The following is a 24,882-nucleotide window of genomic DNA, read 5'->3' on the forward strand; positions in this document are numbered from 1 at the left end:
GGGCCGGCCGGCCGCCCCCTGACGGGACCGGCGTCCACCGCGGTGCCGGACACCCCGGACACATCGGGCACCCCGGACACACCGGACGCGCCGGATGCCGTTCCCGTACCGGGCACGGCGCCGCCGGCGGATGTGTCGGCAGCTCCGTCGGCGGACGCACCGGCGGACGCGCCGGTGGTTCCGTCCGTGTGCGCGCCCGCGTTCACGCCCGCGCGCCCGCCCGCGTCGGTGACTGCGGAGGCGGAGGAGGCGTCAGGGACGGTGGAGGCGTCGGCGGCGGCGTCCTCCGGAGCACCGGGAGCGGAGCCGGGCGTGGAGCCGGGCGCGGCGGTCGCGGTCGGCGGCGGCTCGTCGGACGGTACGTTTCTGCCGGTACTGGTGCCAGTGCCGGTACTGGTACTGGCACTGGTACCGGTGCTGCCGAGGCTCTCGGTGGTGCCGGGCCTCTCGGTGCCGTCGGGGCCGTCAGGGCCCGTCGGGGCGCCGGGCGCCGCCGGTTCCGGTGCGGGGGTGTCGGGGCCGTCCTGGGCGCGGCCCGCGCCGAGCCGCTCCCCCAGCCTGGTCAGGCCGGTGCCGACACGGCGGCGCCACCCTGGAACTCGCGACATGATCCCGTCCTCTTCCCCGTGTTTCCCCGCCGTGGCCCCGGCCGACCGCCCGGGGCGTCCGCACCGACCGTACACGGGCGAAGCCCCCCACCGTAGGACGGTGGGGGGCCGCAGGCGGTTGAGCGCGAACGCTCAGTACCAGTGGTTGGCCTGCCAGAAGTTCCATGCTCCGCACGGGCTGCCGTAGCGGTCGTTCATGTAGTTGAGGCCCCACTTGATCTGGGTGGCCGGGTTGGTGCGCCAGTCGGCACCGGCCGAGGCCATCTTGGAGCCGGGCAGCGCCTGGACGAGACCGTACGCGCCGGAGGAGGCGTTGGTGGCGCGGTAGTTCCAGGTGGACTCGTGGTTCACGATGTTGCTGAAGCACTGGAACTGGCCCGCGGGGACCATCTGCCGTGCCATCGCCTGGACCTGGGACACCGTGTAGGAGCCCTGCGGGGCGAAGTCGGAGGCGTCGCGGGTGGAAGAACGGCTCGCCTTGTTCTCGAGGCGCTCCTTCTTCTCCTTCTCCTTCTTCTCCGCGGCCTCCTTGGCGGCGGCCTTCCTGTCCGCCTCCGCCTGCTTCGCCGCCTTCTGCTTGGCGACGGCGTTCTTGGCGGCCTGGACGCGGGCGGCCTCGGCGGCGGACGTCTTCGCGGCCGAGTCGGCGGCCATCGCCTGGGCGTCGGCCTGCTGCGCCACGGAGGTGGTCTGCACCTGGGCCTGTTCGCCCGACGGGATGTCCGCGAGGAGGGTCGCGTCGCTCGCTGTCGCCTCGAGGTCGTTCGAGTTCGAGGACTCGGTGTTGCCCGAAGCGACACCCACGACGGCGCCGACAGTGGTGACCGCGGTGGCCGACGCCACTGCGAGTCCCCGGACCGAGATCCGGCTCACACGGTTTCCTTCCAGCATCGTCCGCATAGGTGACCTCGCGGACGCAATCGTGCCCCTGACGCTGGCCTCCGTTTGCTGCTCGGTCACGGGAGGCGCGGGCCCGGTGGACAACTCCCGTGTCGGGAGCGCCGCGTGGTGCTTCGGGCGGCATACGGCGACCACTATGAAGTTCTGTTGTTCCGTACCGCTGGGGGTACAGGAGTGCCGTATGCGGGGCCTGACAGGACCCAGACTCTGCCGTAGCGAGACGCCGCGAGGCAATTCCGCGTTGCGTGTGAAAGCTCACATCCCGTTTGTCCCAGGAGTTTTACGGAAACCCAGACGCGCGGGGCAGTAGCCCCACTAGGCTCGCTCGCTTCACCGGCCGCGGGCAACCGCCCCCGCCACAGCGGTGTTTGGGTACGGCCCTCCCCACCCACGGAAAAACCCCCCGACCCGGGCGGGATCGGGGGATTTCCTGCTGGTCCGGACGAGAGCGGGTGTTCCGGCCACTCCGGGCGGACGGGGTCAGATCTGGCTGTCCTCCAGCATCTCCGTCACCAGGGCCGCGATCTGCGACCGCTCCGAGCGGGTGAGCGTGACGTGGGCGAAGAGCGGATGCCCCTTCAGTTTCTCGATGACGGCGACCACACCGTCGTACCGGCCGACTCTGAGGTTGTCGCGCTGGGCGACGTCGTGGGTCAGGACCACGCGGGAGTTCGCGCCGACCCGGGACAGCACGGTCAGCAGGACGTTCCGCTCCAGGGACTGGGCCTCGTCCACGATGACGAACGCGTCGTGCAGGGAGCGGCCGCGGATGTGCGTGAGCGGCAGCACCTCCAGCATGCCGCGCGCCGACACCTCCTCGATGACCTCCTTGCTCGCGACCGAGCCGAGCGTGTCGAAGACGGCCTGCGCCCAGGGCCCCATCTTCTCGGCCTCGGTGCCGGGCAGGTAGCCGAGCTCCTGACCGCCCACCGCGTACAGCGGCCGGAAGACCATCACCTTCTGGTGCTGGCGCCGCTCCAAAACGGCCTCCAGGCCCGCGCACAGGGCGAGCGCCGACTTGCCGGTGCCGGCCCGGCCGCCCATGGAGACGATGCCGACGTCCGGGTCGAGGAGCAGGTCGAGGGCGACGCGCTGCTCGGCGCTGCGGCCCTTGAGCCCGAAGGCCTCGCGGTCGCCGCGGACCAGCCGGACGCTGCCCTCGGCCGTGACCCGGCCGAGGGCCTTGCCGCGCTCGGACTGGATGGTGAGGCCGGTGTGCACGGGCAGGTCGGCCACGTCGGGGACGTACAGCGTCTCCGTCTCGTAGAGGAGGTCCACCTGCTCGGCCGAGAGGGGCAGTTCGGCCATGCCCGTCCAGCCGGAGGAGTCCGTGATGGCGAGCTCCGCGCGGTACTCCTCGGCGAGGAGGCCCACGGAGGACGCCTTGATCCGCAGCGGCAGGTCCTTCGAGACGACGGTGACGTCGTAGCCCTCGGCCTGGAGGTTGCGGGCCACGGCGAGGATCCGCGAGTCGTTGTCGCCCAGGCGGTACCCCGCGGGGAGCACGCCGGGGTCGGAGTGGTTGAGCTCGACGCGCAGCGTTCCGCCGAGGCCGCCGATCGGGATGGGCGCGTCCAGGCGCCCGTGCCGGATCCGGCAGTCGTCCAGCAGGCGCAGGGCCTGCCGGGCGAAATAGCCGAGTTCGGGGTGGTGGCGCTTGGCCTCCAGCTCCGTCACGACGACGATCGGCAGCACCACTTCGTGCTCGTCGAAACGCGAGAGCGCGTTCGGGTCGGCGAGCAGGACGCTGGTGTCGAGTACATAGGTGCGCCGGCCTTGCTGGCGCTTCGTGCTGGTCACCACGGAAGGACGTACCCCCTCGGATGAGGTCGTCGGGGAGCGACGGAGGGAACTGGGCCGGTCTGCGGCCCCCGCGCGGGCCGGAGACCGGCCCTCCGTGTCGTCCGCGCTCACCGCGCGGTCGTCCTGGCGCAAAGGGCCTCCCGGGCGGACGGCCCCGTGCCGTCCGCTGAGATACGGCGCCCGTGACTCGGGCGCCGACCTGGAAGGTTCATTCCCTCGAAGAAGCACAGCCATGCCAGGGCATATGACGGCGCGTTCGTTAACTCCCGGTTACCGGAGCCCCGTTCCGTCCGTACGTCATCCGCCGTAACGGCGGTGGCGCGCCGCGTAATCGCGCAGCGCACGCAGGAAGTCCACCTTCCGGAAGGCGGGCCAGAAGACTTCGCAGAAGTAGTACTCGGAGTGAGCGGACTGCCAGAGCATGAAGCCCGAGAGGCGCTGTTCGCCGCTCGTGCGGATCACCAGGTCGGGGTCGGGCTGGCCGCTGGTGTAGAGGTGCTTGGAGATCTGCTCGACGTCGACGCTGTCGGCGATCTCCTCGATGGGCGTGCCACGCTCGGCGTGGTCGAGGAGCAGGGAGCGGACGGCGTCGGCGATCTCCTGCCTTCCGCCGTAGCCGACGGCCACGTTGACCAGTATTCCCTGGTTGGTGTCGGTGGCCTGCTCGGCCTCCTTCAGGACGCGCTGGGTGCTGGCCGGGAGCAGGTCGAGGGTGCCGACGTGGTGCACGCGCCAGCGGCCGTCGGCGGCGAGGCTGCGGACCGTCCCCTCGATGATGCCGACGAGCGGGACGAGTTCCTCGTCGGGCCGGTCGAGGTTGTCCGTGGAGAGCATCCACAGCGTGACGACCTCGACGTCGGTCTCGGCGCACCAGCCGAGGAACTCCTCGATCTTGTAGGCGCCGGCCTGGTGGCCCTGCGCGGTGGTGCCCCCGGAGGCCTTCGCCCAGCGACGGTTGCCGTCGAGGATGACGCCGATGTGCTTGGGCACCTGCGCGTGGTCGAGGCGGCCTTCCACCCGGTGTGCGTACAGCCGGTACACCAGGTCGCGCAAGCTCACGAGATTCCACCTCTCACGAAAGTTGGCCGCTGCCCCGATGGGCCGACCGGCCGGGGTGCGGGGGCGGACGGCAGCCCCTGAGGCGGAAAGGGTACCGCTGTGCGGACGGGCTTCCGGCCCGGGTGCCGCCCCGGCCGGAACAAAGCAGGACACGGGGCGCGCCCGGCACTTGGCGCCGACGCGGAGGACGAGCAGGTGGGGGCCTTGGCGGAGGGAGTTCCGGAGCGTGCGGCGCGTGCGGACGGCACGCGGGTTCCAGCCCGCCCGGCGCGTGCGGATGAGCACCCAGCCCGCCCCCGGCGTCCGAGGACGAGCCCGCGGCACGACGCTTTCAGCCCGTCCGGCGTTTGAGGACGAGCGCGCAGCGCGATGCTCTCAGCCCGTCCGGCGTTTGAGGACGAGGCCGAAGGCCGGTGAGGGGCAGGTGGGCGGGAGGGAGGGAAGGGCAACAGTGAGCCCCGCAGCCGCACACCGTGCCGTAGCGTCGTCCCATGAACGACATCTCCGCGTACCGCGCCGCGCCCGACCGCTACGACACGATGGAGTACCGCCGCTCCGGCAGGAGCGGCCTGCGGCTGCCGGCCGTCTCGCTCGGCCTGTGGCACAACTTCGGCGACGACCGCACCCTCGACTCCCAGCGGGCGATCCTGCGCCGCGCCTTCGACCTGGGCGTCACCCACTTCGACCTGGCGAACAACTACGGCCCGCCGCCCGGCAGCGCGGAGCTGAACTTCGGCAAGCTCTTCGCCCAGGACTTCGCCCCCTACCGCGACGAGCTGGTCGTCTCGACCAAGGCGGGCTACCTCATGCACCCCGGCCCGTACGGCGAGTGGGGCTCGCGCAAGTACCTGCTGTCCTCGCTGGACGCGTCCCTCACGCGCATGGGCCTGGACCACGTCGACATCTTCTACTCGCACCGCTTCGACCCGGAGACCCCGCTGGAGGAGACCATGGGCGCGCTCGCGTCCGCGGTCCAGCAGGGCAAGGCGCTGTACGTCGGCGTCTCCTCGTACAACAGCGAGCAGACCGCCGAGGCGGCCCGGCTGCTGCGCGAGATGGGCGTGCGTCCCCTCATCCACCAGCCGTCGTACTCGATGATCAACCGCTGGACCGAGGAGGACGGCCTCCTCGACACGCTGGAGGCGGAGGGCATGGGCTGCATCTCCTTCGTCCCGCTCGCCCAGGGCCTGCTCACGAACAAGTACCTCAAGGGCATCCCGGAGGGCTCGCGCGCGACCCAGGGCAAGTCGCTGGACCCCGACCTCCTGAACGACGAGGTCGTACGCCGTCTCAATGGCTTGAACGACATCGCGTCCCGGCGCGGGCAGTCGCTCGCGCAACTGGCGCTGAACTGGGTACTGCGTGACGAGCGCATGACGTCCGCCCTCATCGGCGCCTCCAGCGTGCGGCAGCTCGAGGAGAACGTGGCGGCCCTGTCCGGACCGAAGCTCACGGAGGTGGAGCTGGCGGAGATCGACACGTTCGCGGTGTCGACGCCGGGGACGAACATCTGGGCCGGCAGGAGCTGAGGCCACCGGCCCGGGTGGCTCGCACCGGGGCGCGGGGCCGTGCGGCGGGCGCGCGGAGGGCTCCGCGGCGGCGCGCGAGGGACTCCTCGCCGGGCGCGCGGGGCCCCTTCGGCCGGGCGCGCGGGGCCCCTTCGGCCGGGCGCGCGGGGGAAAAGAAAACGGGCCGGTCCGTGGGGGGGGGAGACGGACCGGCCCGAGGGGGGGTTTCCACCATAACCCTTCGTAAGTGCTTCGCGGTGCATCGGCGTGCCACAACTACTCTCCGAGACCATCCGGCGACCGCCCGGCCCCGGCGGATTGCCGGTTTCCGGCCCGGACGGCGGTTTCCGGTCCTCGGAAGCGATAGCTCCAAAGGGGTGACGCGGGGGCGTGGCGCGCGCTTGACGTACTGAGCGCAGCCGGGCGCCCTCGGGCACCGCCGGGCGCCGTCGGGGAGCGCGGCCGGACAGAGACCCCTCCGGGGCGAGGCGCCCTCTCCTGCGGACGTCCGCCGTCCACAGGCTGGGGATGGCGGGGTACGCCGTCGGCGTGGCGGAGCGGCTGGCAGGCCTGATGGCAGACGTGGAGCAGACCTGATGGCGGCCCTGGAGGGGATGCGGACGGGACGCGCACCGGCACGGCACCGGGCGCCGGGCCCCAGGCACCGGCACCGTCGGGAGCGCGCCGAGGCGTGCGCCTGGTGGTGGACCTGAGCGAACGCGACCGGGACCGCACGTAGGAGTACGGTGCGGCGCCGGCGCCCGGGCGGGGCGCGCACGAGGCCGCGCAGCCCCCTCCACTGCGCGGCGCCGCCCGCGCAGCTTTGCGCCCGCGAATTAGCGTTGGTCTGAACTTACCGCGCATCCCCTGGCGGAATCGAGCCACTGCCCGCACCGGTCGATAACAATGTTGAATCGACGCGGAGATGACGGGTGAAGTCGCCCCTGATTGCCCGAATTGCCCGCACGGGCACGGGGCTTCACCTCGGCGGGCCGTGCCGCCTCGGGGGCTCACCCGCGAGCGCCCGAGCCACCACGCCACCTCAGGCGATGCGCGCGGCCGCCGCGGCGGCCTTGGCCTCCTGGTTGGCCACGAGGCGGGCCATGTGCTCGTCGCCCCAGAGGCCGAGCGGTTCCAGGGCCTTGTTCAGGGACTGGCCGAGGTCGGTGAGGGAGTACTCGACCTTCGGCGGCACCTCGCGGTAGACCTCGCGGTGCACGATGCCGTCCGCCTCCATCTCGCGGAGCTGCTGGATCAGCATCTTCTCGCTGACGCCCGGCACGTGCCGCCGCAGCTCCCCGAAGCGCAGCGTGCCGCCCGCGTGCAGCGCCCACAGGATCATGGGCTTCCACTTGCCGCCGACGACGTCCACGGCCGCGTCCAGACCGCAGGCGTACGGTCCCTTGCCCTTCGCCATGTGCCAACTCCTCGTCTGCGTACGGCGTCCGCGCCGCCCGTTGGCGCCGCGGGTCCGCCTCACTCACCGGATCGACAGTACAGCCGTACGGCAGAGGGGAGCGCCGTGCGCGGGCGCGGGGGTCACCGCTTGCGGGCGTCGAAGAGGTGCCGGGTGCTGTGGGCCACGAACGGCCCGTCGTGCAGGATGCGTTCGTGCAGGGCGCGCAGCGGCTCGCGGTAGGCGTCCACGGTGAAGCCGGGCACGATCCAGACCACCTTGCGCAGGAAGTGGACGACGGCCCCGATGTCGAAGAACTCCATACGCAGCCGCTCGGCGCGCAGCGACACCACCTCCAGCCCGGCGTCCTCGGCCGCGGCCCGCTCCGCCTCGGGGTCGCGGGCGTTCCGGACGTCCTCGGGCTGCTCGCCCAGGAAGTACTCGGTCAGCTCGAACACGCTGGCGGGACCCACGTGCTGGGCGAAGTACGTCCCGCCGGGCCGCAGCACCCGGGCGATCTCGTCGAATTGCGGGGTCACGGGGTGCCTGCTCGTCACGAGGTCGAACGCGCCGTCCGCGAACGGCAGCGGCGCGTCCTCGGGCACGACCACGACGACGGCGCCGCGCGGGTGCAGCAGGGCCGTCGCCTTGGCGGCGTTCGGCGGCCACCCCTCCGTGGCGGCGGCGACCGGCGGCAGCGCGGGCGCCGACGCGAGCACCTCCCCGCCCCCGGTCTGCACGTCCAGCGACGCCGAGGCCCGCCCGAGCCGCTCCCCCATGGCCCGCGCGTACCCCCACGAGGGCCGCGCCTCGGTGGCCCGCCCCTCGAACCAGGAGAAGTCCCAGCCTTCGGTGGGGGCGGCTTCGGCTTCGGTGACGAGGTCGTCGAAGGTGCGGGGGCCGGTGGGGGCGCTGTTGTCAGAGGTGCTCATGACGTGATGCTCTCAAGGGCGCGCCCGGTCTGCCCGGAATGACGTACGCGCCGCTTCGAGGTGCCGGACGAGCCGGTCGACGTGGGTCCAGGCGGCGGGGTCCGTGCCGTCGCCGAAGCGGTAGTGGAGCGCGGGCGCGCTCACCGGCCCGAGCGCGGTGGGGCGGTGCGGCAGGGGCGGGTTCCCGGCGTGGGCGCGGCCGACCGCGCGTACGTCGGCGGCGCCCAGGGTGAAGGAGACGGGCACGGGCGGGTGCTCCAGATGGGCGGGGACCGTGAGGTCGGGGCGGGCCCGGTGCAGGGTGACGAGCATGGTGCTCAGTCCGTGCCCGGCCACGAGGGCCTCGGCGAGCGGCTCGACGGCGTCCAGGGGTACGGGCGTGCCGGCGGCGAGGCCGAGGTCGAAGGTGACCTCCTGGGCGACGCCGGTGCTGGTGCGCAGGACGCGCAGGGTGGCGAGCGCGGGCCGGTCCGGGTGCCCGACGGCGAGCAGATGGCTCGGGGCCGGGGCGCGGTCACGGGCCAGGGCGGTCAACTGGCGTGGCGACCAGGGCAGGTTGATGGGCTCGGCGGTGCCCCAGCCCGCGGGGGCGGCGCCGGTGAGGTGGTGCCAGGCGGCCTCCAGGCCGCGGCCGAGGACGAGGCCGGCGTCGGGGGCGTGCTGGGTGCGGAAGGCGAGGGTGAGCCGGTGCCCCGCGGGCGGCTCCGGCGGCGCGAAGGCGTCCGCCACGGCCGATCCGCCGTCCTCCGTGCGGGCGGGTGAGAAGGTGCCGTCCCGCCAGTGCAGCACGACACCGGTCAGACCGTCGTAGTAGCCGTGGTCCGGGTCCTGCACCACCCAGCGGTTGGGCGGACCGGTCAGGGCGGTGCGCAGGGGCAGGCTCAGGCGCGCGTGCGCCGGCGTGACGATGTGCAGGGCACGCCCGGAGGCGGCCGTGGCGCGCAGGACGTCGGAGAGCCACGCGGTGAGGGCGATGACGGGCCGGTCGGCGAGGACGACGGCGGTGGAGTCGGTGAGGACGTCGACGGCGGGCAGCGCGGCGTCGGACCCGCCGGCCGTGGGGGGTCCGGAGGCCGTGGCGGGTCCGGGAGCCGTGCCCGAGGCGCCGCGCGTCTCGGAGACCGCGGAGCCGCCGCCGTCCCCGCGGTCGCTGCCGACCGTGCCGTCGTTGCCGTCGCCGGAGTCGCCGGAATCGCCGCCGTCGCCGGAGTCGTCCGGCACCGGGACGACCCGGACCGTCGTACCGGCCCCCTGCGGCCATGTGGTGCCGCCGAGGAGCAGCGTGAGGCGGCCGCAGAACGATCCGGCGAGGGCCTCGGCCTCCGGCAGGGCGGTGGAGGCGCGGGCCTCCGTCCACCAGAACGGCACGTCGGGGGCGGGGAACCCCGGGCCGAGGAGGCGCTGGGCCTCGCCCGGGGTGTGGACGACGACGGGCGCCTCGACCGAGACGAGGGGCCGGCCCCCGGGGCTCCGCACCTGGATGACGGCGTCGTCGGCGGCGGTCGTCACGCCGAGGTCGGGGCCGCCCGCGTGCAGGCCCGCGACCAGGGCCGCCGAGTCGGGCATGGCGGGGGTGAGGGCGATGACGTCCTTGGTCACGGTGTCTGGGTCCCGTCGGGTTCGGGGGCGAGGGCGGTCTGGATGATCCGGTGGCGCCGGCCGCGGCGGGACAGGGTGCCCCGGCCGGGGGGCTGGGCGGACGGGTAGAGGCCGGGGAGGAGCTGGCCCTCACTGCGGTCGCCGGTCATGAGCAGGGTCGTGGTGCCGGTCTCGCGCAGGGCGGTCAGGAACGGCTCGTACAGGGCGCGCGAGGCACCCGCGACGCGGCGGGTGACGACGAAGTGCAGGCCGATGTCCTGGGCGGAGGAGACGTAGGGCAGGAAGGGGGCGAGGGGCTGCTGGCCCGCGGCGGTGAGGATGTCGTAGTCGTCCACGAGGATGACGATGCGGGGGCCGGTGAAGGCGGGCTCGCCCGGGTCGGCGGCGTCGGGGTCGGCGGACTCCGGCAGCCGCTTCTCCAGCTCGCCCGCGATGCCGGTGGCGAGCGCGGCAGCGAGCTTGGCGTTGTGGGCGTAGCCGCCGCGGTACGGCTCGGGGATGTGGCCGCGCAGCCCGCGGCGCGGGTCGAAGACGCCGAAGACCAGGTCCTCGTCGCCGTACCGGTCGATGAGCTGGGCGGCGACGAGCTTGAGCAGGTTGGTCTTGCCGCACTCGTTGTCGCCGAGGACGAGCAGGTGCTGGTCGCCCGCGAAGAGATCGAGGTGGACGGGGGCGAGAGCGTCCTGGTCGACGCCCAGCGCGATGCGGTGCGGCTCGGCGGCCGCGCCGGGCAGCCTGTCGGCGGGCAGCCGCACGGGCAGCACCCGGACGGGCGGGGCGACCTCTCCGTGCCAGGTGGCGGCGACCGTGCGGGCGGCCTCCTCCAGGGCCGCGCCCAGGTCGCCGGTCTCCGGGCGGCCGTCGGTGCGGGGCAGCGCGGTGTGGGCGAAGAGCTTGCCGTCGGTCAGCACCCGGCCGGGCGCGTCCGCGGTGAAGGTCTCGGCGAGCTTGCGGTCGACGGTGGAGTCGGAGGGGTCGTTCAGGCGCAACTCGACGCGGGTGCCGAAGAGGGACTGGGTGGCGATGCGCACGTCGTTCCAGCGCAGCATGCCCGCGACGACGTGGATGCCGTAGCCGCCGCCCCGCTTGAGCAGGTCGGCGATGGCGTCGTCGAGCTCCGTGAACTCCTCGCGCAGCGCGCCGAACCCGTCCACGAGCAGGACCAGGTCGGTGGCGCCGAGCTCCGGGAGCTCGCCCTGGGCGCGCAGGCTCCGCAGCCGGTCGAGGGAGTCGATGCCGTGCTCGCGGAACACCTCCTCGCGCAGGGCGAGCTGGGCCGTCAGCTCGGCCACGGTGCGGGCGAGGCGCTCGTGGTCGGCGCGGGAGGCGACGCCGCCCACGTGGGGCAGCCCGGCGAGGGCGGTGAGGCCGCCGCCGACGAGGTCGAGGCCGTACACGGCGACCTCTTCGGGGGTGTGGGTGAGCGCCAGCGCGAGGGTCAGCGTGCGCAGCAGCGTGGTCTTGCCGGACTGGGGCCCGCCGATGACGGCGGCGTGCCCGCCCGCCACGGTCAGGTCCAGGGTCCACAAACCCTGCCACTGCTTGGCCGGGTCGTCGAGGACGCCGAGCGGGACGCGCAGGTGGCCCTGGCCGCGGCTCAGGTGCAGGCCGCGCCCGGACACGCGCAGCGGCCCGGCCGCCGCGTCGAGGGTGAGGGCGTCGGGCAGCGGCGGCAGCCAGATGCGGCGCACGGGCGGGGCGGCGGTGGCGAGCCGCTCCACCATGGTGGACAGCACGGTGGGCCCGGTCTCGCGCTCGCGCGCGGGGCCCTGCTCGCCGGGTCCGGCGTCGTCCCGTACCGCGGTGTTGTAGGCCGGGTAGGGGTGGACGAGCGGCCGGGTGCCGGTGTCGTGGTCCGGTACGGCGGGGCCGGGGAGCGCCCCGGAGACGTATCCGGCCTTGAACCGCGTGTACGTGGACGTGTCCACCTTCAGGTAGCCGAAGCCGGGCAGCGGCGGGAGCTCGAAGGCGTCCGCCGTGTCCAGGACCGTACGGGACTCGTCGGCGGAGAACGTGCGCAGGCCGAGGCGGTACGACAGATAGGTCTCCAGGCCCCGCAGCTTGCCGCTCTCGATGCGCTGGCTGGACAGCAGCAGGTGCACGCCGATGGACCGGCCGATCCGTCCGATGGACAGGAACAGGTCGATGAAGTCGGGCTTGGCGGTGATGAGTTCGCCGAACTCGTCGATGACGACGAACAGGTGCGGCAGCGGTTCGAGGCCGCGGCCGGGCTCCTTGGCGCGCAGCGCGGCGTAGTGCCCGATGTCGGCGACGTCGCCCGCGTCCTTGAGCACCTGCTGGCGGCGGGTGATCTCGCCGGCGAGGCTGGTGTGGACGCGCTCGACGAGGTCGGCCTGGTTCTCCAGGTTGGTGATGACCCCGGCGACGTGCGGCAGCGCGGTGAAGGGCGCGAAGGTGGCGCCGCCCTTGTAGTCGACGAGGACGAGGGCCAGGTCTTCCGGCGGGTGCGTGGCGGTGAGCGCGAGGACGAGGGTGCGCAGGAGTTCGCTCTTGCCGGACCCGGTGGCGCCCACGCACAGGCCGTGCGGGCCCATGCCGAGCTCCGCGGACTCCTTCAGGTCGAGCAGGACGGGCTCGTGGCGGTCGTCGAGGCCGATGGGGACGCGCAGGAAGTCGCGTTCCCCCCGGGGCGCCCACAGGTCGGCCGGGTCCAGTGCGGCCGGGTCGCCGACGCCGAGGAGCTCGGGGAAGCCGACCGGGCCGGACACCGGTGTGCCCTCGGCGGCCGACTCCGCGGTGAGCCGCAGCGGCGCCAGCATGCGGGCCAGGCCCTCGGCGCCCTCGGCGCTCACCGTGTCGGCGAGGCCGTGGGCCGCGGGGGCTCCGGGGGTCCGCAGGTCCTCCACGGTGAGGTGCTCCCCGTCGACGGTGATGCGGACGCTCACCTCGTCGGGCTCGTGGATGCGCTCCTGGAGCAGGTGGACCACGGTGACGCCCATGTCCGCGAGCCCGACGGCGGCGTCCGGGCGGGGCAGTTCGGCGGCGTTCTCGCCGTAGGCGTCGCTGACGACCAGCATGCGGTCGGTCATGCGCAGGGCCCGCCGGTCGGACAGGCCGCGCCGCACCTCGGCGGCGTAGGCGGCACGGCGGCGCAGGTCGCCCGCGCACAGGCGGGCGAGGTGAGCGAGGTCGGGGGCGATGCGCCGGGCGGCGACCGGCTCGTCGTACGCGTCCGCGCCGGGGTCGTCGGTCAGGGTGTGCGGCAGCCACTTGACCCACTCCCAGCCGTCGAGCTGCTCACCGGGGACACCGAGGGCGAGTGCCACGTCGTCGGGCGCGTGCGCGACGGCCGTCTGCACGAGCAGCGCGCGGGCGACGCGCAGCACGCCCTCCCGGTCGCCGACGACGCTCACGTTGCCCGCCCTGTCCAGCGGCACGGTCAGCGGGAAGTCCGGCGCGACGGCGAAGCGGGCCTGGAGGGCGCGGGCCTCGTTGAGCATGAACGGGTCGGGCGGGGTGAGCACGCCGCCGACGCCGTGCTGCGCGATCTCGACCTCCTGGACGGGGACGTCGCCGGTGCCGACGCGCACGTGCAGGAAGTCGCTGTCCGCGCGCCGCCGCTCCCACAGCCGCGCCGGGTCGCGTACGAGGTCGTACAGGGCTCCTGGCGGCGGGTTGAGGACGCGGGCGCGGTCCCTGGTCTCCTTCTCCCGCGCGCCGAGTTCGTGGCGCTGCTCCTCCACGTACTCCAGGTAGCGCTCGCGCTGCGTGCGCCGGGTGCGCTGGGCCTTGCCGCGCTGCGACAGGAACAGGGCGACGGCGGCGAGCAGCGCGAAGACGAGGACGACCGCGCCGAGCGCGGCGAACTGGCTGGAGCGGATCACGGTCATCATCACGACCGAGCCCATGACGCCGGCCATCGGCAGCAGCGCGGTGGCGGCGTTGCCGAGCTTGCCCTCGGGCAGGTTCGGCGGCGGTTCGACGGTGTGCCGGCCGGCGGCCGGCAGGGGCCTGGTGGTGCGGGCCGGGCGGTGCACGAGGCGGTGGGTCATCGCGGGCTCTCCTGGGTCACCGGTGCCTCACCGCACCCGTACCGCGCGCCGCATCACCTCGGCGGCCAGGCGCGTGACGGAGGCGCGGGTGGCCTCGGCGAGCCGCTCGGTGCGGATCGGGCCGCCGGCCGCGAGGTGGCGGTCGTAGGCGAGGGGGACGACGGTGACGCCGGTCTCGCGCAGGTGCGCGGCGGCGGACTTCGTGTGCAGGGTCATGTCCGGGGAGTGGGCGGTGAGCGCGACGACGGTGGTGGCGAGCGCGGAGTGCGGCAGTCGGCCGAGCCAGTCCAGGACCAGGCGGGTGCCGTTGACGCCCTCGGCGGTCATCGGCGCGACCACGACCCGCGCGTGCGCGGTGTCCATCGCGGTACGGGCCACGTCGCCGGGGAGCGTCTCGCAGTCCACCACGGTCACCGCGAAGTAGCGGCGCAGCGCGAGGGTGACGGTCCGGTACGTCGGTACGTCGAGCGGCGCGCCGACCCGCCCCTGGCTCGCGGGCAGCAGCCAGCCGCCGCCGCTGACGGGCACCAGGTACCCGGTGACGTCGGTGAGCCGCATGGCCGGGTTCAGGATGCGGGCGAGGTCGCCGCAGGCCCAGCGCACGGTCTCGGCGCCCAGGCGCACCGGCAGCGTGCCGAGCGCGGCGTCGGCCTCCAGGGTGAGCACCGGGTCGTGCCGGTAGTGGGTGAAGGTACGGCCGAGCAGCGCGGACACGGTGGTCTTGCCGACGCCCCCGCGGATGGAGGTCACGGCGACGACCCGGCCGGTGGTGACGGGCTGCTGCACCTCCTGGGCGAGCCGGGCCCCGTCGTCGACGTCCCGGGAGGCGGACCCGGCCAGCTTGCGCAGCGTACGGCCGGTGCGGCGCAGGGCGGTGTCGCCGTGGGCGGGGGTGCCGAGGGCCAGGGCGAGGCGGGGGTCGAGGGTGGGGGTGGGAGGTGGGGGCGGGCTGGGGGGTTGGGCTGGAGCCCTGCCGGGGGCCTGGGCCGGGGTCCTGCCGGGAGGTGGGGTCGGGCCGTGGGCCTCGGTCAGGGACCTGCTGACGGCTGGGGCCTTGCCGGGGGCCGGGGTGGGTGCCGCCGGGAGGGGGGCCTGGGGGCCGGTTTGCGGAGGCGGGGGCGGGGATGCCGCGTGGTCACGGCGGCCCTCGGGAGCGGCGCCGTCCCGGCCGCCCCCGGGGGTTGCGGAGGCTTGCGGCACGGGAGTCGCCCGTATGGAGGTGCCCGCGGGCGACGGGGTCGCCGGGGCCGGGGTCGAGGAAGAGGGGCTCGTCGCAGAAGGACTCGCGGACAGCCGGCCCGCGGAGGCCGGATGGGCGGGCAGGGGATCGGTGGCGGCCGGGCTCACCCCGGCCGAACCGGCGGACGCCGAGCCCACCGAAGGCGAGCCGGCCGAAGCCGAGCCAGTGGCAGCGGCAGTCGCGCCGGCCGCAGTCGAAGCGGCCCCCGTCGTACCGGCCGCAGTCGAACCGGCCCCACTCGTACCGGCCACAGTCGAAGCGGTCCCGGTCGTACCGGCCACAGTCGAAGCGGTCCCGGTCGAACCGGCCGCAGTCGAACCGGCTGACGCCGGACCCGCCGCAGTCGTACCCGGCGACGCGGGGCCCTCCGCAGGCGGAGCGCCCGTAGTCAACTCCCGCAGCACGTCGCGCTGCCAGTCCCAGCCCTGTGTCCTGTCCGTTGCCATGCCGCGCACCCCCACCTCACGCGAAGGTGTCGAGCAGACGCCCGTACACACCGAACACACCGAGCAGCAGCGGTACGAGCGCGATCACGCCCACCGACTCCAGTACGTCGCCGAACCGCCGCAGCCGTACCCGCACGTGCTCGGCGGGACGGACGGCGAGGACGAGCAGAGGAGTGAGGGCCAGGACGACGAGCAGCGCGAGCGGCCCGGCCGCGCCCTCCCGCTCCAGCCATACCCACACCAGCCGCACCACCACGGCGGAGGCGCCGATGAGCAGCGCGACGACCTCGGCGATCAGGGGGAAGGCACGGGCCCGCAGGGCGAGTACCAGCGCGGTGGCCACGGCGAGCAGCACGGTCCACGCCGACACGTCGCGTACGACGAGCACGCCGGCCACGGCGGCGGACGCGGCGAGGACGAGGGTGGCGAGGGCGAGTCCGCGGTGGGTGGCGGCAAGCGCGGTACGGACCTGGTAGCGGCTCACCGACACCCCTCCCGACCGCCGGTCGTCGAGGCCCGCCAGGCCGGAGGCCGTCAACGCGAGCCGCGGCAGCACGCCGAGGGCCACCACGCACACCACGGCGAGCACCGCGCCGACACGCGCGAGGTCATCGCCCTGCGTCGCGAGGGCGACCTCCCACACGGCGGTGGCCCCGGCGAGCGCTGCGGCGCCCACCAGCCCGCCACGCCCGAGCGGCGTGACGAGGCCGAGCAGAGCCGACGCGACGGCGAGGGCCAGGGCGACTCCGGCGAGCCGCCCCGCACCACCCCAGCCGTTGGCGTCGGCGGCCGTCCAGGCACCGAGTACGCCCAGGGCGCCGGCGGCGCTGATCAGCCCCGCCGCGAGGGCGACGTGCCGCGCGCGCCCGAGCAGAGCACCCACGACCGCGGCGAGGGCGGCCACGGCGAGGAGCCCCGCCCCCACCCGGGAGGCGGCGAACTCGCTCCGGGCCAGCACACCCGCGAGCAGCGCCCACCCGACGAGTGCGCCCCCGCACACGACACTGCGGGCGCGCGGCCCCCAGCGCCAAGCCCGTACGTCGAGGTCGCCGGCGGCCTCGTCGGTGACGTCGTGCACCACGGGCGCCGAGGGCGCGTCCTCGACGCGCACGAGCCGCAGCACGGCCCCGTCGGCGACCCCGGACGTCTCCAAGGTGCTGTCGAGTGCGAGCGCGGACCCGTCGGCCGTCACCAGATGCCGGAGCTCGGGCCGCTCCCCCGCCTGGTCGTCAAGGAGCCGCATCACCTCGGGCAGCAACACCCCGACGGGCTCCTGAGAGGGCAGTACGAGATCGACTCGCCGCCGCTCCCCCACCAAGGTCACCCGACTCAACGCCACACGACCTCGGCTACGGCTCAATGCCCCCGCAGATATCACAAGTTCGAACCTATCACCGAGAAGAAGGACCCACGGAGGGCGTTTCAGACACACCGGACGCCGGAGAACGGGTCACACCACCGGAAACCCCGGGCTTCTCCTTCATCACCCTCTCGGAAACAAAGGACCACCCCACGCACCCCGCACACAACACGGCAGCGATCACCACCCCACCGAACACCTTCCCCAACCGCTCGTCCCACCCCCGCCGCTGCCGCGCACCCCCGAAAACAACGGCATCCCGAAGCCGCCGCCGCCGAACGGAAACAGACTCCAGCAACTGGCTGTCGTAGTCCTGCGCTGCCATCAACAGGTCCCGTCACACTGCACGGTTCGTCACTCGCGCCCGGAAAGGTCTTGGACTTCTTCCAGGGTTTTTGCGTGGCGCAAAGCACCGGTTACGGTACTGATAGCTGCCGTGTCGCCGACGTCGGATGCCGGCACACGCATCGCCTGCGACGGGGACAACCCTCGCGCTTTAGCCTTGCTCAGCCGGAGCAGCCAATGTTCGGCGATCTCACACGCCAGGTCACCAGCTGGCGTGTACGGTTCAAAGCCAGCAGCGTCGTCACTATCGGCCGCCCACACGAATCCGACAAGCTTTCCATCAGCCGTCACTTCCATGTAGTCGACCTGTCCTTGCGTTTCTGCCGAGAACTGTGGAAGGTCCATCGGCAGCAGAGCCCGCAACCGATCGGTTCGCCGCGGGATCTCGAACATGTACCAGGAATCGAGCAAGTCCGGATCCTCGTCCGGGAGGTCCTTGAATCCGGAGACCGTTGGAACACCGAAGGAGGTGGCATCTCCGGGAACGACGTCGACCCCTAGAACACTCGTGATTTCCCTCAGCGCAGCGGTCAACCGCGGAGCGTTGGCCGCTTGGATGTCAGGCTGTTTGTGGCCCCGCAAATCATGACTCATCCAGGCATCAGCGAAGGTGTGCAGCGACACGGTCCCTGCACCACTGGCCCAGGTGTCGACCGAGATCAGAAACATCTTCTCGACGTCGACCGTCCTTTCAGCACGCAGGATGGTCCCTGGAACAGAAAGGTCGATCGTCAGCAGTGCGGCGTGTTCCACATGCCCCGTGGAGTCCAGCACCCGGAGTAGCTCACGGCCTACGTCGGCACCTCGTGCAGTGACGTCGACACCCGTCCGCGTGAGGTCGATGCTCCCGCCGTCCTCGGCCCGGATAGTGACGTCTGCGCGGGCAACGCCTCCGGCGACACCCACCGCGATCAAGGACCTCCACACCATGAGGGATTCTCTTACGCAATGAGCCGAAAGCTCTTCACCGGAGCCGTCGTCCCTGGTTTCCCAGAACCAGCCGCCGACGGGATGTGTCGTAATCACAGAACACCTCGTGGATCAACCTTGGCGCCCGGCGGGATCACGATCGTCCCGTCCTCGAGCCGGAGTACGAACAGCACGCCACGCCCCTTTTCACTCTTCAGCGGGTGCTCTCCCTTGTGCACTTGCAGCAGTTCGTCAGGGATCCCCCGACTCATCCAATCCGCTACAGTGCCCTGCCCGTCCACCAGCATGATCTTGGTGTCCGCGTGCGAACTGGACAACTGCCTCAGATAGTCCGCCTTGGCGATCTGCTCAAAGGGGCCTTTGTTGCTGTTCAGACGCTTCATCTGGTAGCCCCAGATCTTCCCTTCCTCATCCACCACCCGAACGTCAAGATCTGCCTTCGCCGACGAGTTCTTCACTTCGAACACAATGTCCCGCAGCCCAGCACGGTGCAAATCGTCCGCGAACCGAATCTGGTCGATTGCGCGGATGTATTGACCGTCGACACCCGATCCGAGGCTGGACACCACCTCCCTGAAACCAGCTGAGTGGGAAAATTTCCCGGAAGTGATTACTTCAGCAACATCGCGCCCATAAGGGTGTTCCGCCAGGCGGCTGATCCCCTTCTCGAGCACCTTCGGCTTCATGGTGTTTCTCGGGATCCCGCGGATTGCTTCTCTGAGTCGCTGTTCTGCCTCGCCCCCCAGCTCCAGAGGGCCTTCCGCTCGGGGGCCTGGCGTGTGCTCGGACGCACCACCCATGTCATGCGGCACGCCTGAGTTCCCGGCACTTCCCTGCCCGTGTGCGGTGGGGCCGTCAGCGTGTACATCTCCGCTTTGACTCGATGCTCCGCCGTGATGGGCTCCGTCAGCTCCGTGGTGTGCGTTTGCCGCGTTGGCCTCCGGAGGGGCCGAAGAACCGTCCCGGGGCGGAAGCGGCCCTCCGGGATCATGGTGAGCAGACGGCCCACGTCCCAGGTCGTGCGCTCCGCCACCGTACGGGTGAGGGCCTACGCCATCAGAGGCGTGGCGAGCGGTGTCGCCTCGCCCCAAGTCATCACCGACCTGTCCGGGGGTACCGCGTGCTCCGTCAGTCGCATGCGCCCCGACGAGGACAGGTTGCCGCTCCGGAGCCCGCAGGGCAGGCGGTGTCTCGCGCTTGCCGCCCTCGGCACGGTCCGCGGCAGACAGTTCTCGCTGCCCCGCCCCCTCCTTCTGCATGTCGCCCAGGACCCTGCCGTGCTCGTCGACAATGGCCCCGTCCCGCGTCATGTAGAGGGTGTTGCCCTTGCTGTCGGCGTACACCCGCGCGTCATCCGGTACGGCCGCCGGCCGCGGGTGCGCGTTCGCGCCTTCGTCCACCAAGCGGTAGGAGCCGTCGGCAACGCCGAGTGAGCCCCCTGTCCGGGCCTGTCGCAGTGGCGCCAGCAGGTCCCCCACCTTGGACACCGTGAACGTGACGCCCTTCGCCGCGTACGTGAACGGGTCCACCGCCCGGCCGACCTTACCGACGGCCGAGATCGTCTTCGCCGCCGCGCCGGCCTTCGCGGCGGAACCCGCGCCGCGGGTGGCGGCGATGGAGAGCGCGTTGAAGCCCACCAGACCGCCGGCCCGCGCCGGGTTCTTGCTCCACTGGTCGTACGCGATCAGGCCCTTCCCCGTCTCGACCACCGCTCGCCGGGAGTCCCGCAGCCAGCCAGGCAGTTGCTCGTCCTTGGCCATCCAGAAGACGCTGGCGGCAGGTCCCAGGGAGAGGGTCACGCCGACGCTGAGCTTGGCCAGATTGGTCCACGCCTCCCCGGCCGCGCCCCAGCCGTCCCCGCCGAACAGCGTCTTCAGCGCCTTGCCCGTACCGATGACGCCGTCCACGAAGAAGCCCTTGCCGACCTCCTTCGCCTGGTGGGTGAACCACTCGATGCCGTCGTAGTCACGCTCGGCCTTGGCGCCCCAGGGCAACTCCTCGGCCTGGTCGAGGACCTCGTCGGTGAAGCCGTACGTCCCGCAGCTCTGCTCACCGTTGCCGCTCGGCTCCAGCTTGATGCCGTCGACCAGCGCGGTGATCTTGTTGTGGCAATCCCGCTCGGCCTTGTGGAAGGCCTGCGTCGCCGCATTGACCTCGTCTATCAGCCGGTTGTTGTGCTTGACCTTGTCGTCGTCCTTGCGCCAGTCGTCGTCGGTGGAGACCTCGTCGATGTAGAAGGCGCTGGCCTCGATCTGCAGTTGCTTGAGCTTCTCCACGAGCGGCCGCACGTCACCGGCGTAATCGCTCAGCGCCTGCGCGACCTTCTCCAAGTCGTCGGCGAACGCGTCCGTCTTCGTCTGCACCGGCTTGGTCGAGGCGAACAACTGCTCCGCCTCCGGTGCCTCGTAGAAAGCCGAGAGCCCCTGGAATTCGGAGTGGACGTCACCACCCGCGTCCCGGAACTGCGACGCCTCGCGCCGCAGTTCCGACACGTCCCGCTCCAACTGGTCCAGGTCGCCGGTGAACTGCAGAATGCCATTGGGGTCGATGACCTTCTCGCTCACCGGCCACCGCCCGCATCGCCCTTACCACCGCCGTTGACGCCGGGCATGTCGGGCACGATCCCCTTGATCGCGTCCCGGTGCTTGCTCGCGGCCATCTCCAGGTCGCCGTCGATGTACGCCTGTGTCGCCGCACGCGCACCGAGCAGGGAACTCGCGGACCGCCGTGAGATGTACTTGAGGTCCTCCGACCACTGCCGGGCGAACACACTCAGCGCGGAGGCCACCGGCCCCTGGACACCGCCCTTGCCGTGCTTGTCGGGCTTGCCGTCCCCCTCGTGGCCGCCCTCGGCGATCGTGCCCGCCGAAGCGGCCGCGCTCGGCAGCGTCTTCTCCATCTTCTGGCCGGCCTTGGCCATGCGCTCAGCCGCCTCGCCCGACTTCCGCAGTACGCCGCCGACTCCACCGGGCTTGATGTCCCAAGCCGTCACCACACGCCCCCTAGATCCCCGTCATCCACGCTCTCCGGCGACGGCGCGGTACCCCGCGCCACCGCTCTCGTCCCGGCCTCAGCCGATGTTGTTGACCGCCGCGCGCGCCTTCGACAGCGTCGTCTGCGCCGTGCCGTCATTCTCCTCCAGCGTCGAACGCACCAGCCGGATGATCTCGCGGACCTCGTTCGCCGCCTTGTTCCAGCGGACTTCCTTGCCGTGGTACTCGTCCGAGACCCCGTCGGCCTGGTAGTCGGCCATCGCGGCCTTCACCGCGCGGTCGCGGTCACCGAGGACCCGCTCCAACTGGCCGATGATGATGTGCAAACTGCCCTGCACGTCGGCGGATGCGCCGGTGTCGTACGAACGCCGGTCCTGGTTGCCAGCCATGACTGAGAACTCCCCGTGAGCGATGGAATGAATGGTTGGGCCGCGCCGGTTCCCGTGGCACCAGCGGCTTTACGACAGAGGCGGCGGCTCCAGGCCGTCAGCCGGAGAAGCGCGCCGCCTGGAAGTTCGCCGCGCCCATGTTGCGCTGCGCGTTGTCCGACTGCTCCTGCGTACCCGTCGCGAACGCCTCGTCCATCCCCGCCTGACCACCGAGGATCGACTGGAGCGACCCGTTCAGCGCCGCCGTGATCTCGTCCGCCCGCAGCTTGAACGAGTCGAACGTCGCCTTGCCCGCGCCGTTGAACTTCCCCTCCAACGGCTCCGCCGCCGACACCAGCGCCCGGATCAACGCGCCCAGGTCATCACTCGACCCCGACGTCTGCTTCCCCAGCACGGCAAGCGTCGTCTCACCCATGTCGAACTTCACGAACCCACCCCCGCTTCGGCTTCCGATCCCTCGTGGCGTCACGTCGGCCTCTCGCCCCGCTCACGCCACGTAGCTCATCGAACATACTCTCCCATGCAGCGTTGCAGGCGCAACGAAGTTGCGTGGCCGCTGGCGTGATTCGGCCATCAGGAAGCGCCGTCCGACCGGAGCCCCGGAGACCTCGGTGCCATGAAGCCGATCGGTGCACCGGGCTTCGAGCGTCACCGGCGAGTGGCCCTTGTCCGCCTCCCATCCGGCAGCGGTGGGGGTCGCCGCATCTCTCTTCGGGCCGGCCGCGGAGCATTCCTGCTCTGCACCTCTGGATGCAGGGGCGCCCGTCCGCGTCTTGCCACGCACCACGCTCAACGACTTCGAAGCCTCTGATCACCGCTTTTGGATACGCAGCGGGGCGGCTCCCGGCCAGCTCGGCGAGGCTTGCAGGATCGGCCGGGCCTTCAGGACTCTCGACCGGAATTCTGAACGCACCGATCGGCCCTCCAGGGGCCTGTGAGCGGATGCCAATGCCCACCTGCGTCGGGTTCGTCACCAGACAGGTCGCTAGTCGCGACGAGTCTGTGCGCAGGCGCATGGTGTGCACGTGCGATCGGCAGTCACCCTCGTACCGATCACCGGGTCCGTGAGGATCTGCCCTCGCTGGTCAGGCCTAGTCTGTCGGCATGGATCATCTTCCTTTCGTGCCAGACGACTTCACCGTGCCTCTCGGTCTCGTCGGTGACGGGTTTCGGCTGGAGCCGCTTGGGCCGCGGCACAATGAAGCCGATCACGCCGCCTGGACCTCGAGCATCGCGTACATCCGGTCCACGGCGGACTTCCGGGAGCGGTCCTGGCCGTCGGTCGAGGGTATGAGCCTCGCCGACAACCTGCGTGACCTCGAGGAGCACGCGGCCGACTTCGCCGCGCGGCGGGGTTTTACGTACACCGTGCTGTCGGAGGCGGAGGGGGACGTCGTCGGGTGTCTGTACATCTATCCGGGGCATGACGAGCCGCAGGTTGCCGTCGTGCGGTCCTGGGTGCGTGCGGATCGCCGGGAGCTGGACGGGGTCGTGCGTACGGCCGTTGCCGCCTGGCTGGAGGCGGAGTGGCCCTTCGCGGTTGTTCGGTATCGGTCAGGGGTTTAGAGCCTGGACGTTCGCTCCTCGGTCGGTGAGCCAGGTCGCCAGGTCCGTGCCGGTGAGGCGGTGTCGTGCGTCGGCCCCGTCAGGTCCGCCTCGTCCAGTACGGCGCCCTCCAGGTGTGCGCGGTACAGGTCCGTGTCGATGAGCCTCGCCCCCCGGAGGTCGGCTTCGCAGACGAGGCCCAGGGCGGTGTCCGCGCCGGAGAGGTCGGTGGCCGACAGGTCCAGGCGGACGACGTCCAGGTAGGTGTCGGTTCCGTCCGCCCAGGCTCTGAGGGCCGCGGCGGCCCAGGGGGCGGTGGGCATCCGACCAACCGTCCTCCCGCCTTCCTCCCGGGCGCCGTGCCGCACGTCGTCGGTCAAGGCGTGCGGCGGATCATGCACCACGTGCGCGGGCCGCCCCCGGGGAGGGGGACGTCCGCGGTGACCTCGAAGCCGAGGCGCTCGTAGAAGCGGACGTTGCGTTCGTCGGAGGTCTCCAGGAACGCCGGTACGCCGTCGCGCTCCGCCGCCTCCATGCCGGGGCGCAGCACCGCCCGGCCCAGCCCGCCGCCCTGGCGGGCCGGGTCGACACCCACCGTGCCGAGGAACCACACCGGCTCCGTCGGGCGGTGAGGGCTCAGGGCCGCCTCGCACTCCTCGTACGCGTGCAGGCGGTCGCCGGCCAGCTCCGCGAAGAGCGGGGCGAGTTCGGCGAAGACCGCGCCCGCGTCCGCGGTCTCGGGCGTGGTCCACGCCGCCACCGCGTCGCCGCCGTCGGCCACCCAGACCCGGCCGTGCTCCAGGCCTATGCGCGTCAGGAACAGCTCCTGGAGCCGCTCCACCCGGCGTATGTGGTCGTCCGCCGCCACCGTGTGCCTCGTCCAGGCGTAGTCCGCGAAGGCCCTGCCGAGGGTGCGGACCGCTCGCGGGACGTCCTCGGCGGTCGCGGGGCGGACCTCGGGCGCGGAGTTCGGTGCCACCGGGGCGGTCGCCGTGGCGGTGGTGGTGGTCGTGGTGTCGACGTCGTGCTCGGACACGGATGCTCCTATCGTTCTCGTACACCCGTCCAACGATCAGGGCGTCCGCCTTGTCCCCGCTTCCCGAAGGAACCTCCCGGTCGAGGCTTGCGCCCCGGTGCCGCGCGCCCCCTCAGGCGCTGGTGCGCCGGTTGGCCGGCACGCCGTACGCACGCGCCCCCTCCCGGGGCAGTACCGCCCACATCCGCGCCCCGCCCCCAGGCTCCCGCGCGTCCCCGAACCCCCAGTCCCCGGCGCAGGCGCCCACCACGCACGCCATCAGGGTCAGCGACGCCCGGCGGCGCTCGTCGCAGATCTCGGCGAGCCGCGGGTTCGTGTGCCGCGGGTGGCCGTCGTAGAGCAGCACGCGCAGGGCGCCGCCCCGGTAGCGCAGGCACAGGTACACCTCCCCGTCGGGGGTGAAGCGACATGCGCACAGCGCCAGTTCGGCCACCACCTGGAGCGCGGCGTCGGCCACGTCGCCCAGGCCGTGGGCCGTGAGCACGGTGGCCGCCGTACGCCGCGCGACGGCTGGACTCGTGGCCGCCGCGGGGAGCGTGAGGCTGTACGCGAGGTCGTCCGGGGTCGGGCCGGAACCCGCCCCGAACACGAGCACGTCGTCGACCTGGCGGTCGGGGCAGGCGTTCACTACGGCCAAGGGCATGGCCAACCTCCGGTGTGGGAGTGGGTGAGGCGAGCGGGCCCGTGCGCCGGTCGTGCGCCCCTCTGTCACCGGGCCGCCCGCCCCGTGAGGGACGTCCTGGGCACGGTGACGGTGTGCGCTTCCGGCTGCGCCGAGCG

The 24,882-nt window shown here is 72.4% G+C and carries 20 protein-coding genes; 2 read left to right on the forward strand and 18 right to left on the reverse strand.

Translation table 11 applies throughout. The annotated features are described in order from the left end of the window. Positions 1-740: 740 nt before the first annotated feature. The 3 genes from QK440_RS22005 to QK440_RS22015 all read right to left on the reverse strand — a co-directional run bounded on the left by QK440_RS22005 (position 741) and on the right by QK440_RS22015 (position 4,370). Complete coding sequence (locus QK440_RS22005) at positions 741-1,499, reverse strand: transglycosylase SLT domain-containing protein (RefSeq protein WP_282794920.1); 759 nt, start codon at positions 1,497-1,499, stop codon at positions 741-743. A gap of 489 nt (positions 1,500-1,988) precedes the next feature. Further along, positions 1,989-3,311 carry a PhoH family protein gene (locus QK440_RS22010; RefSeq protein WP_282794883.1) on the reverse strand — a complete coding sequence of 441 codons (1,323 nt, stop codon included), beginning with the start codon at positions 3,309-3,311 and terminating at the stop codon, positions 1,989-1,991. A 297-nt stretch (positions 3,312-3,608) separates the two neighbouring features. Further along, entirely contained in the window at positions 3,609-4,370 is a 762-nt protein-coding gene (locus QK440_RS22015; RefSeq protein WP_282794884.1) for an isoprenyl transferase, read from the reverse strand. 491 nt (positions 4,371-4,861) lie between these two features. Between QK440_RS22015 and mgrA the strand changes: the two genes are divergently transcribed. Next, positions 4,862-5,899, forward strand: a complete 1,038-nt coding sequence (gene mgrA / locus QK440_RS22020) for an L-glyceraldehyde 3-phosphate reductase (protein WP_282794885.1) — start codon at positions 4,862-4,864, stop codon at positions 5,897-5,899. A 1,021-nt stretch (positions 5,900-6,920) separates the two neighbouring features. Here the strand turns inward: mgrA and QK440_RS22025 are convergent. The 12 genes from QK440_RS22025 to QK440_RS22080 form a co-directional block, all read right to left on the reverse strand. Beyond that, the gene (locus tag QK440_RS22025; protein ID WP_282794886.1) at positions 6,921-7,295 is read right to left on the reverse strand and encodes a helix-turn-helix domain-containing protein; all 375 of its coding nucleotides are present in this window, start codon (positions 7,293-7,295) and stop codon (positions 6,921-6,923) included. 122 nt (positions 7,296-7,417) lie between these two features. Beyond that, positions 7,418-8,206: a methyltransferase domain-containing protein gene (locus QK440_RS22030; RefSeq protein ID WP_282794887.1), complete on the reverse strand. Its 789-nt coding sequence runs from the start codon at positions 8,204-8,206 to the stop codon at positions 7,418-7,420. 12 nt (positions 8,207-8,218) lie between these two features. Further along, the gene (locus QK440_RS22035) at positions 8,219-9,805 is read right to left on the reverse strand and encodes a DUF6177 family protein (RefSeq protein ID WP_282794888.1); all 1,587 of its coding nucleotides are present in this window, start codon (positions 9,803-9,805) and stop codon (positions 8,219-8,221) included. Then, positions 9,802-13,818: a type VII secretion protein EccCa gene (gene eccCa / locus QK440_RS22040; protein WP_282794889.1), complete on the reverse strand. Its 4,017-nt coding sequence runs from the start codon at positions 13,816-13,818 to the stop codon at positions 9,802-9,804. Before eccCa ends, QK440_RS22035 begins: the two co-directional genes overlap by 4 nt. A 27-nt stretch (positions 13,819-13,845) precedes the next feature. After that, on the reverse strand, positions 13,846-15,018 hold the full coding sequence (locus tag QK440_RS22045) for a type VII secretion protein (protein ID WP_282794890.1): 1,173 nt from the start codon (positions 15,016-15,018) through the stop codon (positions 13,846-13,848). 502 nt (positions 15,019-15,520) lie between these two features. Continuing rightward, positions 15,521-16,843, reverse strand: coding sequence for a type VII secretion integral membrane protein EccD (gene eccD / locus QK440_RS22050; RefSeq protein WP_282794891.1), 1,323 nt, complete (start codon positions 16,841-16,843; stop codon positions 15,521-15,523). Between the two features lie 52 nt (positions 16,844-16,895). Next, complete coding sequence (locus tag QK440_RS22055; protein ID WP_282794892.1) at positions 16,896-17,189, reverse strand: hypothetical protein; 294 nt, start codon at positions 17,187-17,189, stop codon at positions 16,896-16,898. Positions 17,190-17,218: 29 nt separating this feature from the next. Then, on the reverse strand, positions 17,219-18,235 hold the full coding sequence (locus QK440_RS22060) for a hypothetical protein (protein ID WP_282794893.1): 1,017 nt from the start codon (positions 18,233-18,235) through the stop codon (positions 17,219-17,221). Then, on the reverse strand, positions 18,232-20,703 hold the full coding sequence (locus tag QK440_RS22065; RefSeq protein ID WP_282794894.1) for a hypothetical protein: 2,472 nt from the start codon (positions 20,701-20,703) through the stop codon (positions 18,232-18,234). Before QK440_RS22065 ends, QK440_RS22060 begins: the two co-directional genes overlap by 4 nt. After that, a complete protein-coding gene (locus QK440_RS22070; RefSeq protein WP_282794895.1) occupies positions 20,700-21,131 on the reverse strand; it encodes a DUF6507 family protein in 432 nt (143 codons plus the stop codon). The genes QK440_RS22065 and QK440_RS22070 overlap by 4 nt, the downstream gene beginning before the upstream one ends. A 78-nt stretch (positions 21,132-21,209) precedes the next feature. Next, entirely contained in the window at positions 21,210-21,521 is a 312-nt protein-coding gene (locus tag QK440_RS22075) for a pore-forming ESAT-6 family protein (RefSeq protein ID WP_282794896.1), read from the reverse strand. 97 nt (positions 21,522-21,618) lie between these two features. Continuing rightward, positions 21,619-21,948 (reverse strand): hypothetical protein, encoded by a 330-nt coding sequence (locus tag QK440_RS22080; protein ID WP_282794897.1) that lies wholly within the window; start codon positions 21,946-21,948, stop codon positions 21,619-21,621. Positions 21,949-22,625: 677 nt separating this feature from the next. Here QK440_RS22080 and QK440_RS22085 point away from each other — a divergent pair. Beyond that, positions 22,626-23,087 carry an N-acetyltransferase gene (locus QK440_RS22085; protein ID WP_282794898.1) on the forward strand — a complete coding sequence of 154 codons (462 nt, stop codon included), beginning with the start codon at positions 22,626-22,628 and terminating at the stop codon, positions 23,085-23,087. Here QK440_RS22085 and QK440_RS22090 read toward each other — a convergent pair. The 3 genes from QK440_RS22090 to QK440_RS22100 form a co-directional block, all read right to left on the reverse strand. Then, positions 23,084-23,389 carry a pentapeptide repeat-containing protein gene (locus QK440_RS22090; RefSeq protein ID WP_282794899.1) on the reverse strand — a complete coding sequence of 102 codons (306 nt, stop codon included), beginning with the start codon at positions 23,387-23,389 and terminating at the stop codon, positions 23,084-23,086. The two genes, QK440_RS22085 and QK440_RS22090, sit on opposite strands and share 4 nt — an antisense overlap. A gap of 53 nt (positions 23,390-23,442) precedes the next feature. Continuing rightward, complete coding sequence (locus QK440_RS22095) at positions 23,443-24,045, reverse strand: GNAT family N-acetyltransferase (RefSeq protein WP_282794921.1); 603 nt, start codon at positions 24,043-24,045, stop codon at positions 23,443-23,445. 169 nt (positions 24,046-24,214) lie between these two features. Next, the gene (locus tag QK440_RS22100) at positions 24,215-24,745 is read right to left on the reverse strand and encodes an ATP-binding protein (protein WP_282794900.1); all 531 of its coding nucleotides are present in this window, start codon (positions 24,743-24,745) and stop codon (positions 24,215-24,217) included. Between the last annotated feature and the right edge of the window lie 137 nt (positions 24,746-24,882).

The organism is Streptomyces sp. CC224B (assembly GCF_030010595.1).
Taxonomy (GTDB): domain Bacteria; phylum Actinomycetota; class Actinomycetes; order Streptomycetales; family Streptomycetaceae; genus Streptomyces; species Streptomyces longispororuber.

What these genes read in the sequence shown, in the direction of transcription:
- QK440_RS22005 (WP_282794920.1), bottom strand. Translation starts at nt 1,499, where the DNA reads ATGCTGGAAGGAAACCGTGTGAGCCGGATCTCGGTCCGGGGACTCGCA.
- mgrA (WP_282794885.1), top strand. Translation starts at nt 4,862, where the DNA reads ATGAACGACATCTCCGCGTACCGCGCCGCGCCCGACCGCTACGACACG.
- QK440_RS22025 (WP_282794886.1), bottom strand. Translation starts at nt 7,295, where the DNA reads ATGGCGAAGGGCAAGGGACCGTACGCCTGCGGTCTGGACGCGGCCGTG.
- QK440_RS22030 (WP_282794887.1), bottom strand. Translation starts at nt 8,206, where the DNA reads ATGAGCACCTCTGACAACAGCGCCCCCACCGGCCCCCGCACCTTCGAC.
- eccCa (WP_282794889.1), bottom strand. Translation starts at nt 13,818, where the DNA reads ATGACCCACCGCCTCGTGCACCGCCCGGCCCGCACCACCAGGCCCCTG.
- QK440_RS22055 (WP_282794892.1), bottom strand. Translation starts at nt 17,189, where the DNA reads ATGGCAGCGCAGGACTACGACAGCCAGTTGCTGGAGTCTGTTTCCGTT.
- QK440_RS22075 (WP_282794896.1), bottom strand. Translation starts at nt 21,521, where the DNA reads ATGGCTGGCAACCAGGACCGGCGTTCGTACGACACCGGCGCATCCGCC.
- QK440_RS22085 (WP_282794898.1), top strand. Translation starts at nt 22,626, where the DNA reads ATGGATCATCTTCCTTTCGTGCCAGACGACTTCACCGTGCCTCTCGGT.
- QK440_RS22090 (WP_282794899.1), bottom strand. Translation starts at nt 23,389, where the DNA reads ATGCCCACCGCCCCCTGGGCCGCCGCGGCCCTCAGAGCCTGGGCGGAC.
- QK440_RS22100 (WP_282794900.1), bottom strand. Translation starts at nt 24,745, where the DNA reads ATGCCCTTGGCCGTAGTGAACGCCTGCCCCGACCGCCAGGTCGACGAC.